Genomic DNA, 15,674 nt, shown 5'->3' with positions numbered 1-15,674 from the left:
GTATGCAAACACTAATTGTGACATATATTGATTTAACGTTTGACATTCTATCTCACATGCGCACGGCCAATGAGCAACACCGCTACCAAACTATATTTGGTCGCGGCCAGCGTCAGTTCCAGGCAAGCGGGATGCGGATGGAGGTTAAATGGCAAGATTGATACCATAACACTTTATGCCCACCGCCGGCCAGCCCGGCCACGCAATTTCCGTTATAAAACTACGGCATCCTCCCCCGGGCGGCCCGGGGCTGCTTATCGCCGCTGAAATCTAATGATGCCGTCGCGCCCCATTTCGCGGCGCACGATACCTTCCTGCCACAGCTTGTGCAGGTGGGCCAGCGCTTCCCCCAGGGCGAAGCTGAGCTGGTGGGCGTCCAGCGCCCGCTTGAACATGATGGGCACGATGTCGGCCGCCGACTGCCATTCGGCGCAGGCGGCCATCACTTCGGCCAGCCGCTCCACATGGTGCTGGCGCAGCTGGGCGATGCGGGTGTGCAGGCCGCGGAACGGCTTGCCGTGCGAGGGCAGCACCAGCACGTCGTCCGGCAGGGCGGCGAACTTGCCCAGCGAGTCCAGGTACAAGCCCAGCGGGTTGGCTTCCGGCTCGACGGCGAACACGGACACATTGGTCGAAATGCGCGGCAGCACCATGTCGCCCGAGATCAGCACGTTGAGCGCGGCGCAGTACAGCGAGGCATGCTCGGGCGCATGGCCAAAGCCGGTGATCACTTGCCACTGGTGGGCGCCGACGGTGATCAGCTGGCCATCCTGGATGCGGTGATAGCTTTCCGGCACGGACGGCACCAGCGACGGGTAGTACTGGCGCCGGCTGGCCATCTTGTCCAGCATCTCGGGGTCGCGCAGGCCGTGGCGCTGGAAGTGGGGCACGGCGGACGAGCCGTCCACACCGGGCAGGGCGGCCGACATCATGCGCGCGAACGCGTATTCGCCGGCCGTGGTCCACAGCGGCGCCTGCCAGCGCTGGCCCAGCCAGTCGGCCAGGCCGATGTGGTCGGGATGGCAATGGGTGGCCAGCACCCGCTGCAGCGGCCGGCCCGCCATGGGGCCGGCGAAGATGGCTTCCCAGCCGTCCCGGGTGGCGTCGGTGGCCACGCCGCAGTCGACCACGGTCCAGCCGGCGGCGCCCGTGTCGCTGTCGTTGTCGCTCAGCAGCCACAGGTTGATGTGATCGAGCGCGAACGGCAGCGGCATCCGCAGCCAGGCCACCCCATCCGCCAACGGTGTGACGGTGCCGACGGCGGGCACGGTGTCGCCCAGCGGATACTGCAATTGCGATTCAAGTGGATTCATGGCGATCTTTCGGTGCGGGCGCGCTACAATGTGATTGACGTTGACGTAAACGGAAGCTGGCGACGATTGTAAACGGCGCACACCGCGTCCGTCATCCAGATTCCGCCACTTTACCGCAAGCCCTACCATGCCGACCTATACTATTACCGAACTGGCCCGCGAATTCGATGTGACGGCGCGCGCCATCCGCTTTTATGAAGACCAGGGCCTGCTGAGCCCCACGCGCGAAGGCGCGGGCGGACGCAACCGCGTCTACACGCCGCGCGACCGCACCCGGCTCAAGCTGACCCTGCGCGGCAAGCGCCTGGGCCTGTCGCTGTCCGAGATCAAGAGCCTGGTCGACATGTACGAATCGCCCAAGGATACGGCGGCCCAGATGCACCGCTTCCTGAACGTGCTGGCGCAGCACCGGGAAACGCTGGAACAACAGCGCGAAGACCTGGAAATGGCGCTGGCCGAGCTGACCGCCCATGAAGATGAATGCAAACGCCTGCTGGCGGCCCAGACGGGCGAGCAGCAACCGGCCGCCACCCCATAAGCGTGGGCGGGGCCCTCAGGCCGCCGCCCCGCCCGTTTCACTTGACGTTTACGTTAACGTCACATAAGCGTATCATTGCCACACCACTACCCGGCCCACCCAGCCACTTACACGACAATAGAGGATGACATGCTCCATCTCCCCGGCCTGACCTTTGACCATGGCGAAGACATCGCCGCCCTGCGCGAAGCCGTGCAACAGTTCGCCGCCGCCGAAATCGCGCCGCGCGCCGCTGAAATCGACCGCAACGACCAGTTCCCCATGGACCTGTGGCGCAAGATGGGTGAGCTGGGCGTACTGGGTATCACCGTCGGCGAGGAATACGGCGGCGCCAACATGGGCTACCTGGCCCACATCGTGGCGATGGAGGAAATCTCGCGCGCCTCGGCTTCCGTCGGCCTGTCCTACGGCGCCCACTCCAACCTGTGCGTGAACCAGATCAAGCGCAACGGCACGGAAGAACAGAAACGCAAATACCTGCCCAAGCTCATTTCCGGCGAATACGTGGGCGCGCTGGCCATGTCCGAACCGAACGCCGGCTCGGACGTGGTGAGCATGAAGCTGCGCGCCGAATTCAAGGGCGACCGCTGGGTGCTCAACGGCAGCAAGATGTGGATCACCAACGGCCCCGACGCCGACGTGCTGGTGGTGTACGCCAAGAACGACCTGGAAGCCGGCCCGCGCGGCATGACGGCGTTCCTGATCGAAAAAGGCTACAAGGGCTTCTCCGTGGCGCAAAAGCTCGACAAGCTGGGCATGCGCGGCTCGCACACGGGCGAACTGGTGTTCGAAGATTGCGAAGTGCCGGCCGAGAACGTGCTGGGCGGCCTGGGCAAGGGCGTCAACGTGCTGATGTCGGGCCTGGACTTCGAGCGCACCGTGCTGTCCGGCGGCCCGCTGGGCATCATGCAGGCGTGCATGGACAACGTGGTGCCCTACATCCACGACCGCAAGCAATTTGGCCAGCCCATCGGCGAATTCCAGCTGATGCAGGGTAAGATAGCCGACATGTACTCGACCATGATGGCGTGCAAGGCATATGTGTACGCCGTCGGTCAGGCTTGCGACCGGGCCAAAACCCCGGAAGCGGTCCGCCAGCTGCGCAAGGACGCGGCAGGGGCCATTCTGTACAGCGCGGAAAAAGCCACCTGGATGGCCGGCGAGGCGATCCAGACCCTGGGCGGCAACGGCTACATCAACGAGTATCCGGTGGGCCGCCTGTGGCGCGACGCCAAACTGTACGAGATCGGCGCCGGTACCAGCGAAATCCGCCGCATGCTGATCGGTCGCGAACTGTTCGCGGAAACCATGTAAGCCTGGGGCGGTCCGTACGCCGTTCCCGCGCGGGAACGGCGCTCACTCACCAGCCCAACCGCGAGTAGGACATGACCCAAGCTGCTTTCCCTAAACTGCTGTCTTCCCAGATCGCTTTCGACATCGCGCGCACCATCCGCGACGGTTTCGACAAGCACTACCGGCTCTTTCGCCAGACCAGCCAGCAGGCCAAGCAGCACTTCGAGCAGGGCGCCTGGCGCGAGGCCCAGTTGGCCGCGCGCGAGCGCATCGGCTTTTACGACAAGCGCGTGCACGAATGCGTGCAGATGCTGGAAGACGAGTACGACCAGGAGGAATTGACGGACGATGTGTGGCGCGAACTGAAGCTGCACTACATCGGCATGCTGTCGGACCACAAGCAGCCGGAACTGGCTGAAACGTTCTTCAACTCCGTCTGCTGCAACATCCTGCACCGCACCTATTTCCACAACGACTTCATCTTCGTGCGGCCCGTCGTGTCGACCGAATATATCGAGACGGACGAGCTGTCGCCCACCTACCGGGTCTATTACCCCGGCAAGGACGGCTTGCACTTCGCGCTGCGGCGCATCATCACCAATTTCCAGCTGAACGCCAAGTTCGCCAACCTGGACCGCGACGTGGACCTGGTGGAAGCGCGCTTGCGCCAGCTGTTCGGCACCATCCGCATGGAGCCGAATCACCAGATCCAGGTACTGTCGAGCCTGTTCTTCCGCAACAAGGGCGCCTACATCGTGGGCAAGGGCATCAACGGCAACAAGGAATACCCGTTCATCGTGCCCATCCTGCACAACCGCAACGGCGAACTGATCCTCGACACCGTGCTGTTCGACCTGGAACAGATCACGGTGCTGTTCTCGTTCACGCGCGCCTACTTCCTGGTGGACATGGAAGTGCCGTCGGCCTACGTGCAGTTCCTGCGCAGCCTGATGCCGCGCAAGCCGCGCAGCGAGATGTACACCATCCTCGGCCTGCAAAAGCAGGGCAAGACGCTGTTCTATCGCGATTACCTGCAGCACCTCAAGCACTCCTCCGACCAGTTCGAGATCGCGCCCGGTATCCGCGGCCTGGTGATGCTGGTGTTCGCGCTGCCGTCCTTCCCCTACGTGTTCAAGGTGATCAAGGATTTCTTCCCGGCGCCCAAGGAAACCACGCGCGCCCTGATCAAGGAAAAATACCTGCTGGTCAAGAACCACGACCGCGTGGGCCGCATGGCCGACACGCTGGAATACTCCAACGTGGCCTTCCCCAAGCACCGCTTCACGGACGACCTGATCGCCGAGCTCAAGCACTACGCGCCATCGCTGGTGGAGGAGGAGGGCGAGCAGCTCATCATCAAGCACCTGTACATCGAGCGGCGCATGGTGCCGCTCAACATCTGGCTCAGCAACGCCGACAAGGATGGCGACGATGCCCAGATCGAGCATGGCGTGCTGGAATACGGCAACGCCATCAAGGAACTGGTGACCGCCAACATCTTCCCCGGCGACATGCTGTACAAGAACTTCGGCGTCACCCGCCACCAGCGCGTGGTGTTCTACGACTACGACGAAATCGAATACATCACCGACTGCAATTTCCGCGTGATCCCCACCCCGCGCACGGAGGAGGAGGAAATGGCGTCCGAACCGTGGTATCCGGTCGCCAGGAACGACGTGTTCCCGGAACAATTCGGCACCTTCCTGCTGGGCAACGCCAAGATCCGCAAGTATTTCATGAAGCACCACGCCGACCTGCTGACCCAGTCCTACTGGCAAGCCCGCAAGCAGCGCATCGTCGACGGTTACGTGGAAGACGTGTTCCCCTATCCGCAGCACATCCGTTTTTGCCATCAGCACCTCACCACACCCCCGGCGGTCACACCGCCACCCTTTATGGAGACGTTAGAAAATGAATGATCCCATCGTAATCGTCGGTGCCGCGCGCACTCCCATGGGCGCCTTCCAGGGCGACTTCTCGGCCAAGAGCGCCAATGACCTCGGTGGCGTGGCCATCGCCGCCGCCGTGGAACGGGCCGGCGTCGATCCCCAGCTGGTCGAGCACGTCTATTTCGGCAACTGCCTGATGGCCGGCCAGGGCCAGGCCCCGGCCCGCCAGGCCCTGCTCAAAGGTGGCCTGCCCACCTCCACCGGCGCCGTCACGCTGTCCAAGATGTGCGGTTCGGCCATGCAGGCGGCCATCTTCGCGCACGACCAGCTGGTGGCCGGCAGCGCCGACGTGGTGGTGGCCGGCGGCATGGAATCGATGACCAACGCGCCCTACCTGGTGCCCAAGGCACGCGGCGGCTACCGCATCGGCCACGGCATGCTGTTCGACCACATGATGTACGACGGCCTGGAAGACGCCTACTCGCGCAACGAGAAAACGGGCGAAGGCCGCTCCATGGGCACCTTCGCGGAAGAATGCGCGGCCAAGTACCAGTTCACCCGCGAAGCGCAGGATGCGTTCGCGATCGAGTCCGTCAAGCGCGCCCAGCTGGCCACGACGGAAGGCTATTTCAAGTGGGAAATCGCGCCCGTGACCGTGTCCGGCCGCGGCGGCGACACCGTGATCGACAAGGATGAAGGTCCGCTCAAGGCCAAGCTCGACAAGATCCCCGCACTGCGCCCAGCATTCAAGAAGGATGGCACCATCACGGCCGCCTCGTCCTCGTCCATCAACGACGGCGCCGCCGCGCTGGTGATGATGCGCGCCTCCACGGCCAAGAAGCTGGGCCTGACGGCCATCGCCACCGTGCACGGCCATGCCACCTTCGCCCAGGCGCCCGACCTGTTCGCCACCGCCCCGATCGGCGCCGTGCAGAAGCTGTACAAGAAGATCGGCTGGAGCACCAAGGACGTCGACCTGTTCGAGGTTAACGAGGCGTTCGCCGCCGTGGCCATGGCCGCCATGCGCGACCTGGAGATCCCGCACGAGAAGATCAACGTGCACGGCGGCGCCTGCGCACTGGGCCACCCGATCGGCGCATCCGGCGCCCGTATCCTGGTCACCCTGATCGGCGCCCTCAAGCGCACCGGCGGCAAGCGCGGCGTGGCCGCCCTGTGCATCGGCGGCGGCGAAGCCACGGCGATGGCGATCGAACTGGCGTAAGCGCCACCTGTCAGACGCGGCCCCGTCCCACCCCATGCACGGGGCCGGGCCGGGCGCCGCGTCACCCTTGAGCCGCAACACGGAATACGGCACATACCGCGGCACATACCGCAGCAAGTAACGCCGCAGATAAAGGACTCCCATGCCAACCGCACTCATCATCGGCGCCTCGCGCGGCATCGGCCACGAACTGGCGCGCCAATACCTGGCCGACGGCTGGCGCGTGATCGCCACCGCGCGCCAGCCACAGGATTGCCAATTGCTGGCCGACCTGGGCGCCGAAACCCACACGCTGGACGTGAACAACGTGGAAGCGTGCGCCGCGCTCGGCTGGCGGCTCGATGGCGAACAGCTGGAAGTGGCCATCCTCAACGCGGGCGTGTACGGCCCGCGCCACGATGGCTTCCCGCTGCAATCGGATTTCGACAGCGTGATGCACACCAACGTGCTGGCCGCCATGCGCTTGCTGCCCATCGTGGCGCCGCTGGTGTGCGCGGCGCGCGGCAAGCTGGGCGTGATGTCGTCACACATGGGTTCCTTATCCGAGCGCGACAACGCCAGCGGCACGTTATACCGGGCCAGCAAGGCGGCCCTCAATTCCGTGCTGATCGACACCGCGCTGCAGTACGGCGCCAAGGGCGCCACCTGCGTGGCCCTGCATCCGGGCTGGGTGCGCACCGACATGGGCGGCAGCGAAGCCGACCTGGACGTGGCGACCAGCGCAGCCGGCCTGCGCCGCACGCTGGCCGGATTGCCGCATGCGGAACACGCGGTCTATCGCAATTACGACGGCACGCCTATCGGCTGGTAAGCGTCTGAGCGCTCGCCGGCACGTAACCGGGGTCAGCCCCCTGGCTGCCGCCGGCGGTACGTTCCTTTTTCAACAACGAACACGAGACATCATGATACTGAGCGACGAACACAATATGATCCGCGACGCCCTGCGCGCGTTTTCCCAGGAGCGCCTGGCGCCCAACGCTGCGCGCTGGGACAAGGAACATTACTTCCCCAAACAGGAACTGAAGGAACTGGCCGCGCTGGGCGCGTTCGGCGTGGCCGTGCCGGAAGCACTGGGCGGCGCAGGCCTCGACTACGTGTCGCTGGCGCTGGTGCTGGAAGAGATCGCGGCCGGTGACGGCGGCACCTCCACCATCATCTCCGTCAACAACTGCCCCGTGTGCAGCATCGCCATGATGTATGCCAACGAGCGCCAGAAGGAACAGTGGCTGCGGCCATTGGCCCAGGGCGACATGCTGGGCGCGTTCTGCCTGACGGAACCGCACACGGGCAGCGACGCGGCCGCCCTGCGCACCACGGCCACCCGCGACGGCGACAGCTACGTGCTGAACGGCGTCAAGCAATTCATTACCAGCGGCAAGTATGCGGACGTGGCCATCGTCATGGCCGTGACGGACAAGGCGGCCGGCAAGAAAGGCATCAGCGCGTTCTGGGTGCCGACTTCGACGCCAGGTTACATCGTGGCCGGGCTGGAGCAGAAGATGGGCCAGCACTCGTCGGACACGGCCCAGATCCTGTTCGAGAACTGCCGCATCCCGGCCGAGAACCTGATCGGCGAGGAAGGCCAGGGTTACAAGATCGCCCTGTCCGGACTGGAAGGCGGCCGCATCGGCATCGCCTCGCAGTCGGTCGGCATGGCGCGCGCCGCGTATGAGGCCGCGCTCACGTACGCCAAGGACCGCGAAAGCTTCGGCCAGCCCATCTTCAACCACCAGGCCGTGCAGTTCCGCCTGGCCGACATGGCGACCCAGATCGAAGCGGCGCGCCAGTTGATCCGCCACGCGGCCTCGATGAAGGACGCCAGCCAGCCCTGCCTGAAAGAAGCGGCGATGGCCAAGCTGTTCGCCTCCGAGATGGCCGAGCGCGTGTGTTCGGACGCGATCCAGGTGCATGGCGGCTATGGTTATGTGTCCGACTTCCCGGTTGAACGCATCTACCGCGATGTGCGCGTGTGCCAGATCTACGAAGGCACGAGCGACATCCAGAAACTGCTGATCGCCCGCGCGCTCTAAGACGCTCGTCAATTTGGGACGTAACACAATTCTCACGGCGAGAATTGGGTTACGTCCCAATTTTTTTTAACGCGTGCGGGGTTCCACGTCCACATAGCGCCACGTCGTCAGCTCGACGGGATGGCGCTGGTAGTGCCGGAGCCACGGTTGCCGCAGGTCGGCCGAGATGGGGTGTGTCAACAGCACCCACGGCGCGTAGGCATGCAGCAACTGGGCCATCTCGTTGAACAGCCTGGTGCGCTCGGGTGAGTCGCCCAGTTTGCTGGCGCGCTCGTAGCGCTCGTTGAAGGCGGGCAGGTTGAAGCGGGCGTAGTTGGCGCGGCCGCTGTTGGGGCCGTACAGCAGCTGATAAAAATTGTCGCCGTCGGGGAAGTCGGCGATCCAGTTGGTTTCAAACATCATCACCTTGCCCAGGCGCGAGGCTTTGATCACTTCCGTCTTCTTGTCGCTCTTGAATTCCACCCGCAGCCCGATGGCGTTCAGGTTCTTGCGCCACAACTCGTCGCGCAGCCGGCCCACCGTGCTCGGTTCCGTGTGCATGATGAGCGTGAGCGGCTGGCCGTTGGGCTGGCGGCGGTAGCCGTCCGCGCCCAGCCGGTAGCCGTAGCGATCCAGCAGCGCGCGCGCCAGTGCGGGGTCGTAGGTGGTCGGGCTGCGGAAAGTCGGGTCGTAGCCGCGCACGTTGGGCGGCAGCGGCGTTTGCGCGGGCAGGGCCAGTCCTTTTTTCAACAACGCGATGTCTTCCGCGCCGTTGTAGCCGAGCGCGATGGCGCGCCGCAGCGCCACCTTGTCCTTGCTGTAGCCGCCGATCAGCGGGTCGTCCATGTTCATCCACATGTAGTAGGTCTGCAGCACGGGGAAGGGCGTGAGCGCGATCCCCTTGCGCGCCAGCTCGGGCTTGAGGGTGGGCGTGGCGTCGGCCGTCAGCACCATGTCCTTCATCGATTCGGGTACCTGCTCCAGATAGTCGAATTCGCCGTTCAGGAAGCCCAGCATGCGCGACTGGTATTCCTCCATGATCTTCACTTCCACCCGTTGCACCAGCGGCAGGCGCTTGCCTTCCAGCGACGCGGCCAGCGCGCGGTCGGCAGGCGCCACGTCCGGTCCGGCATGGAATACGGTGGGGCGGAAGTCGGGATTGGCCAGCAGCGTGATCTTGTCGCTGTGCTTCCATTCACCCATCACGAACGGACCGGTACCCACCGGGTGGTTGCCGAACTGGCTGCCGTAGGCGTCCGCCACTTCGCGCGCCACCACGCCGGTGGCGGGGATGGCCAGATAGAACAAAAAGTTGGGGTCGGGCGCCGTCAGGCGCAGTTGCAGCGTGTATTTGTCGAGCGCGCGCAGGCCGGCGATGGTCCGATCGTAGCGGAAGCCTTCTCCCTTGAGCGCGCTGTCGCCTTCCAGTTTGCCTTCCAGCAGGAACAGCCACGGTGATTTCAGGGCCGGGTCGTACAGGCGCATCAGGCTGTACACATAGTCCTGCGCCGTCACTTCGCGCCGCGTGCCGTGGAAGGCGGGGTCGGGCGAGAACACCATGCCGGGCTTGAGGTGGAAGGTGTAGCGCAGGCCGTTTTCATCGATGGTGGGCATGCTGCTGACCGTGTTCGGCTGCAACCGCACGGGACGGGCCAGGTAGTCGTAGCGCAGCAGCGGGTCGAACAGGTTTTCCAGCAGGCTCAGGCTGGCCAGGTCGGAGGCGACAGCCGGATCCAGCCCCGTTTCGCCCGTGCTCAGGAAAGCGTGCAGCACGTGGGGCGTGGCGGCCAAGCCGGCGGTGACAGCGCCGCTCATGGCGGCCGGGCCGGCGGATACTGCGCCGCTCGCGGCCGCCAGCGCCAGCAGCGCGGCGCCCAGCATCGGTTTCCAGTAACGCTTCATGTGATATCCAGTTGAGAATGCGCGGCCAGCATACTCTATACTCTGCCTGCAATATTGCCTATCCCATCTAGTCCGAGGAATAACCCGCTTTATGTCGCTCAATTACATCTGGTCTGGCTTCTTCCTGGTGGGTTTCGCCGCGGCGCTGGCGCAGTGGCTGGTGCTGGGCGATACGGAGATCTTCAAGCGCATCATCGAGGGCACCTTCGATTCGGCCCGCCTGGGCGTGATGGATATCGCCCTGCCGCTGGCCGGCGTGATGACGCTATGGCTGGGCATCATGAACATCGGCGAAAAGGCCGGCATGGTGAACCTGCTGGCGCGCGTGATCTCGCCATTCTTCTCGCGCATCTTCCCGGAAGTGCCGAAGAACCACCCGGCCACCGGCCACATGGTGATGAACTTCTCGGCCAACCTGCTGGGCCTGGACAACGCGGCCACCCCGTTCGGACTGAAGGCCATGGAAAGCCTGCAAACGCTCAATCCCAACAAGGATGAGCCAAGCAACGCGCAGATCATGTTCCTTGTGCTGCACACCTCCGGCCTGACCTTGATCCCGGTGGCCATCATGGCCCAGCGCGCGATCCTCGGCGCGCACGATCCATCCGACATCTTCATTCCCTGCATGATCGCCACCTATGTGGCCACCATGGCCGGCATCATCGGCGTGGCGATACGCCAGCGCATCAACCTGTTCAACGGTGTGGTGGTGGGCTGGCTGGGCGGGATCACGGCCTTCATCGGTGCCACCGTGTGGTACTTCACCCAGTACCTGGCGCGGAGCGAGATCGAGCAGGTGTCCAAGGTGGTGAGCAACCTGGTGCTGATGATCGTGATCGCCGCCTTCATCATCGCCGCGCTGTGGAAGAAGGTGAACGTGTATGAAGCCTTCATCGAAGGCGCCAAGGGCGGCATCCAGACTTCCATCACCATCATTCCCTACCTGGTGGGCATGCTGGTGGCGATCAGCGTGATCCGCAACGCCGGCGTGCTGGGCTTCGTGATCAGCGGCATGGACTGGCTGGTGACCCAGCTGGGCTGGAACGCCGACTTCGTGCCTTCGCTGCCGACGGCGCTCATGAAACCATTGAGCAGCAGCGCCTCCAAGGCCCTGATGATCGACGCCATGAAGACCTACGGCCCCGATTCCTTCATCGGCCGCCTCACCTGCGTGTTCCAGGGCTCGGCCGACACCACCTTCTACATCGTGGCCCTGTACTTCGGCTCGGTGGGCATCCGCAAGACCCGCTACGCCATTTCCTGCGGCCTCATCGCCGATTTCGCCGGGGTGGTGGCCGCCGTCCTCGTGTCCTACGCATTCTTCCACTGACCATGTCCAAGCTGCACCGCTATCTGCTGCCCACCCTGCTCGCCACCCTGTGCGCGAGCGCCCACGCCCAACTGCCGGAACCGGTGGCCCAACTGCTGCAAGCGGCCCGCATCCCGCAGGAGGCGATGGGCGCCGTGGTGCTGCGCGATGGCGTGCCGTTGCTGAGCCACGGGGCCGAACGCAGCATGCAACCCGCGTCCACCATGAAAGTGCTGACCACCATGGTGGCGCTGGAACAGCTGGGTCCCGTGTTCCGGGGACGTACGGAATTGCGTACGAGTGCGGAACTGGTGCGCGGCGTGCTGCGCGGCGACCTGTATTTGCGCGGCGGCGCCGACGCCGATTTCAACGAGGATGCGCTGACCCGCATGCTGCAAGCCTTGCGCAACCAGGGCGTGTGGCGCATCCAGGGCGACATCGTGCTGGACCGCCAGTTGTTCCAACCGGCCCAGCCGGACCCGCAGGCGCCGCCGTTCGATGAATATCCCTACGCCTACTACAACGTGGTGCCGGACGCGCTGCTGCTCAACACCAACCTGCTGCGGCTGGAACTGCGCACCACGGGCGGCCAGTTGTCGGCCGTGATGATGCCGGCCATGGACAAGGTGGGCCTGAAGACGGATTTGAAACTGGTGGACACGCCATGCGCGCAGTGGGAAACGGGCTGGAAGCCGCCCCAGGCCATGCGTACGGACGGCAAGATCAACGTACTGTTGCGCGGCACTTTCCCGCGCGATTGCAGCGCGGCCACCAGCATCAACGTATTGGACCGGCACGACTACCTGGAACGCTTGCTGCGCACCACCTGGAAGCGCCTGGGCGGTGTGCTCAATGGCGACGTGCGCGAGGCGGAAGCGGCCGGCGCCACGCCGGCCACGGCGCGCCTGCTGGCCGAACACGTGTCACGCCCGCTGCCCGAGCTGCTGCGCGACATCAACAAGCAATCTGATAACACGCTGGCCCGCACCATCTTCCTCAGCCTGGGCAGCCTGGAGGCTGACAGCGCGCTGGGCAGCCACCCGCTGCCGCCAGCGGCCGACAGCACGGCCACCCGCGCCGACCAGCGTATCCGCGCCTGGCTGACGGCGCACGGCATCGCCACCGATGGCCTGGTGCTGGAAAACGGTTCCGGCCTGTCGCGCACGGAGCGGGTCACGCCGGCCCAGTTGGCGGCCGTGTTGCAGGCGGGCCAGCGCAGCCTGTGGATGCCCGAATTCGTCTCCAGCCTGCCGATCGCGGGGCTGGACGGCACCATGCGCAAGCGCCTCAAGGACAGCCCCGCCGCCCTGCACGCGCGCCTGAAAACGGGCAGCCTGCACGCGGTGGTGGCGATTGCCGGTTATGTGCCCGACGCCAGCGGCCAGCCCTGCGTGGTCGTGGCTTTCATCAACGACGAACACGTGGCCAACGGCGCCGGCCGCGCCGCGCTCGATGCGCTGGTGGACTGGGTGGCGCGCGGCCCGCAGGCGGTTGCGCCCACCCGGTGAGCCGCCAGCACTATTGAACCATACTGTTTATATCGTTTCTCGCCGCTTCTTACAGCACGCGGATAAAGCTGCGCCGTACCCGATCACGGTCGCCGCAATCGAAATGCCACCATTCCGTGTTGATGCCGATCCAGCCCGCCTGTCCCATGGCGTCGCGCAGCAGTTGGCGGTTGCCGGCCTGGGTGGCGTTGAGGGCGCCGCTGGCCAGTAGTTGCGGCTCCAGCGCGGGGTGGGAACGCTCACTTAAATCGTCGAAGGCGGTGCCCATGTCCAGTTCCTCCCCCTGCTCATCGAGGATGGTCAGGTCGACCGCCATGCCGAAGGAATGGATGGAACCGCGCGCCGGTTCCGCGATATAGCCCAGCAAATCCGTGCCTTGCAGCGCCAGCCACAGTTGTTCCTGCACCCGTTGCGGGCGCAGCGCGTCCAGCACCAGCAGCCGGTAGCCGGGCCAGCGCAGGGCCAGCCAGGCGACCGCCTGTTCCAGCGCGATGGCGGCCTCCTCGTGCAGCCAGGCGCAGTCCAGCGGTGAATACAGGTCGCGGCCGACGAAGTTATCGGCCGTGGCATAGCGCAGGTCGATGGCGATGCCGGCCACGCTATTGAGGGGCCGGAACGCGCCATCGCTGGCGATCGCTTCGCAGCGCAGGCCGGGCGTCATGCCGGCCTCCGCGCCGCGCGCAGGGTGGTGGGGCAAAGGTCGATGTGGCGCAAACGCATGAGAACCATCCTTGTTCAGCTGCCGCGACTAATCACAGCACCAGCGTAGCACGATGGCCCGCGCGCCGCATGGGGCTGGCGCAAAAGCTGCCCGTCAGTGGCCTTCGCCGGGCTCCGCCGGCGGCACTGGCGACACTGGCTGCGCCGGTGACAATGGCGGTACTGGCGGTACTGGCGGTACTGGCGGTACGCGCGGCCCTGTCGGCACCGGGAGGGCCGGCGATGTCAGCACATCAAGGATGGCCGCCGTTTCCGCATCCGGCTCGCCATCGAAACGGGTCTGCCGATATTTGGACTGGAACACCTCCAGCACGTTGCGGGTGGCCGCATCCAGTTCACCCGTCTGCGGCACGGCATAGCCATGTTGCGCCAGTTTTTGCTGGAACCAGCCGATATCGGGCAATTGCGCCGCGAACACAGGCTGGCGCGCGGCCACCTGCACGGGGCTGGGCCAGCGCACCAGGCCGGCGTCGGCCAGTTGCTTCCACGGGAACAGCGGGCCGGGGTCCTGCTTGCGCTGGGGTGCGATGTCGCTGTGGCCCAGCACATTCTCTGGCGGGATGTTGTGGCGCGCCATGATTTGCTTGAGCAGCGGGATCAACTGGTCGATCTGGGCTTGCGGGAAGGGATACCACAACCGGCCATCCGGCGTCTCGCGGAAGCCGGGGTTGACGATCTCGATACCGATTGAACTGACGTTCAGCTGTGTATAAGTCTTCCAGTTACTCACACCCGCGTGGTTGGCCTGGCGCGATTCGTCCACCAGCGCATAGAAGAATGGCTGCTCGCCATCGGTCAGCAGGTAATGGCTGCTGACCACGTCCTGGGTCAGCGTCTTGAGCGAACGTGGCAGGTCGCCGGCCGTGTAGTGCAGCACGATGAACTTGACGCGGTCGCTCTGGCCCCGGGCCGAGTAGCTGTGGTCGAGCCGGGGGCCGGGCGGCGCCACGGCGCAACCGGCCAGCAGCGCCAGCAAGGCCAGCGCCACGCGTGCGCCGCCACGGCGCAAGGTTACTGATTTATTCATGATGGTTATCGGCCCGGTGGAACGGGAAGTGGCGGGCCTGGGCCGCGATGCGGGCCGCCGCGTGGTGCGAGCGCACGGTCTTTTGCTGCAGCGGCACATGGGCCGGTAACTCGGCGCGCATCGATTGCACCAGCAGCGGATGCAGCTCCGCCGCGCGCCCGGCCAGCACCACGGGCCGCAGGCCGTAGCGCCGTACCATGGCGTTGGCCAGCCGGGCCAGTTCCAGGCCGGCGTCCAACAGGATGCGGCGCGCTTCGGGGTCCGCCTCCGCGCTGGCGGCCACGGCCAGCGCCAGCCGGCCTATCGTGCCCCGGTCCTGGCCATACATGAACTGGCGGCTGTGGGCCCAGTCGCTGCCGCCCACGTGCGCGAACACGGCCTGCGCCAGCGGCGAATCGCGCCAAGCGCCCGGCGTTTCATCCTCGCGGCGCCAGATGCCGCGCAACGCTTCACGCGCGATCCAGTAACCGCCGCCGCCATCGTCGAGCAGCACGCCGCGCCCGCCGGCCCGCTGGAACTGGCCATGCTGGTCGACCCAGGCCGCGATCGAGCCCGTGCCGGCGTAGACCAGGTAGCCGTGGCCGGGCGCGAACGTGTCCAGGCAGGCGATTTCGATATCGTTGCGGACGGTGACGGCGTCCGGCGCGATGGCCAGCAAAGTGGCCAGCCAGTGCGCCATTTGCACGCTGTCGCCACCAAAACCGGTGAGGCCGGCGCACACGGCGTCTGGACGGCCGGCCGCCAGCACGGCCGCGCACAGCGCCGTGAAGCTGGCGTGGACGGCGGCGCGGCCCGTTTCGCTCGCCATCTGCAAGGCGGTCAAGCCGCCCACGTGGCCCTCGGCCACGATGGTACCGTCGGCGGAGGCCAAGGCCCAGCGGGTCTGGGTGCCGCCGGCATCGATGCCCAGGCCAAGGCGGGACGTTGGGTGGATGATGGCCATG

13 protein-coding genes are annotated in these 15,674 nt (G+C 65.5%); 8 read left to right on the top strand and 5 right to left on the bottom strand.

Annotated features, from left to right (window positions below; translation table 11 throughout):
* Window positions 1-254: 254 nt before the first annotated feature.
* Window positions 255-1,313 carry an MBL fold metallo-hydrolase gene (locus H3H39_RS02890; protein WP_182151732.1) on the bottom strand — a complete coding sequence of 353 codons (1,059 nt, stop codon included), beginning with the start codon at window positions 1,311-1,313 and terminating at the stop codon, window positions 255-257.
* 127 nt (window positions 1,314-1,440) lie between these two features.
* Here H3H39_RS02890 and H3H39_RS02885 point away from each other — a divergent pair, with 127 nt between their 5' ends.
* The 6 genes from H3H39_RS02885 to H3H39_RS02860 all read left to right on the top strand — a co-directional run bounded on the left by H3H39_RS02885 (window position 1,441) and on the right by H3H39_RS02860 (window position 8,285).
* Window positions 1,441-1,851: a MerR family transcriptional regulator gene (locus H3H39_RS02885; protein ID WP_182151731.1), complete on the top strand. Its 411-nt coding sequence runs from the start codon at window positions 1,441-1,443 to the stop codon at window positions 1,849-1,851.
* Window positions 1,852-1,980: 129 nt separating this feature from the next.
* Entirely contained in the window at window positions 1,981-3,165 is a 1,185-nt protein-coding gene (locus tag H3H39_RS02880; RefSeq protein WP_182151730.1) for an isovaleryl-CoA dehydrogenase, read from the top strand.
* Window positions 3,166-3,236: 71 nt separating this feature from the next.
* The gene (gene aceK, locus H3H39_RS02875; protein WP_182151729.1) at window positions 3,237-5,063 is read left to right on the top strand and encodes a bifunctional isocitrate dehydrogenase kinase/phosphatase; all 1,827 of its coding nucleotides are present in this window, start codon (window positions 3,237-3,239) and stop codon (window positions 5,061-5,063) included.
* On the top strand, window positions 5,056-6,255 hold the full coding sequence (locus H3H39_RS02870) for an acetyl-CoA C-acyltransferase (RefSeq protein WP_182151728.1): 1,200 nt from the start codon (window positions 5,056-5,058) through the stop codon (window positions 6,253-6,255). Before aceK ends, H3H39_RS02870 begins: the two co-directional genes overlap by 8 nt.
* 142 nt (window positions 6,256-6,397) lie before the next feature.
* A complete protein-coding gene (locus H3H39_RS02865) occupies window positions 6,398-7,066 on the top strand; it encodes an SDR family oxidoreductase (protein ID WP_182151727.1) in 669 nt (222 codons plus the stop codon).
* A gap of 91 nt (window positions 7,067-7,157) precedes the next feature.
* Entirely contained in the window at window positions 7,158-8,285 is a 1,128-nt protein-coding gene (locus H3H39_RS02860; RefSeq protein WP_182151726.1) for an acyl-CoA dehydrogenase family protein, read from the top strand.
* 66 nt (window positions 8,286-8,351) lie between these two features.
* Here H3H39_RS02860 and H3H39_RS02855 read toward each other — a convergent pair whose 3' ends face one another.
* Window positions 8,352-10,166: an ABC transporter substrate-binding protein gene (locus tag H3H39_RS02855; protein WP_229217831.1), complete on the bottom strand. Its 1,815-nt coding sequence runs from the start codon at window positions 10,164-10,166 to the stop codon at window positions 8,352-8,354.
* Window positions 10,167-10,257: 91 nt separating this feature from the next.
* Here H3H39_RS02855 and H3H39_RS02850 point away from each other — a divergent pair, with 91 nt between their 5' ends.
* Both H3H39_RS02850 and dacB read left to right on the top strand, forming a co-directional pair.
* Window positions 10,258-11,496 carry a spore maturation protein gene (locus H3H39_RS02850; RefSeq protein WP_182151725.1) on the top strand — a complete coding sequence of 413 codons (1,239 nt, stop codon included), beginning with the start codon at window positions 10,258-10,260 and terminating at the stop codon, window positions 11,494-11,496.
* 2 nt (window positions 11,497-11,498) lie between these two features.
* Window positions 11,499-12,983 (top strand): D-alanyl-D-alanine carboxypeptidase/D-alanyl-D-alanine endopeptidase, encoded by a 1,485-nt coding sequence (dacB, locus tag H3H39_RS02845; protein ID WP_182151724.1) that lies wholly within the window; start codon window positions 11,499-11,501, stop codon window positions 12,981-12,983.
* A gap of 49 nt (window positions 12,984-13,032) precedes the next feature.
* Here the strand turns inward: dacB and H3H39_RS02840 are convergent, their stop codons facing one another.
* The 3 genes from H3H39_RS02840 to H3H39_RS02830 form a co-directional block, all read right to left on the bottom strand.
* Complete coding sequence (locus H3H39_RS02840) at window positions 13,033-13,644, bottom strand: M15 family metallopeptidase (RefSeq protein ID WP_182151723.1); 612 nt, start codon at window positions 13,642-13,644, stop codon at window positions 13,033-13,035.
* 153 nt (window positions 13,645-13,797) lie between these two features.
* On the bottom strand, window positions 13,798-14,730 hold the full coding sequence (locus H3H39_RS02835) for an N-acetylmuramoyl-L-alanine amidase (RefSeq protein WP_182151722.1): 933 nt from the start codon (window positions 14,728-14,730) through the stop codon (window positions 13,798-13,800).
* Window positions 14,723-15,673 carry an N-acetylglucosamine kinase gene (locus tag H3H39_RS02830; RefSeq protein ID WP_182151721.1) on the bottom strand — a complete coding sequence of 317 codons (951 nt, stop codon included), beginning with the start codon at window positions 15,671-15,673 and terminating at the stop codon, window positions 14,723-14,725. The genes H3H39_RS02835 and H3H39_RS02830 overlap by 8 nt, the downstream gene beginning before the upstream one ends.
* Between the last annotated feature and the right edge of the window lies 1 nt (window position 15,674).

Origin of the sequence: Rugamonas apoptosis, from assembly GCF_014042355.1 — a bacterium.
In the GTDB taxonomy this organism is placed as follows: Bacteria; Pseudomonadota; Gammaproteobacteria; order Burkholderiales; family Burkholderiaceae_D; genus Rugamonas; species Rugamonas apoptosis.
This window is presented reverse-complemented; position numbering and strand designations above follow the sequence as displayed.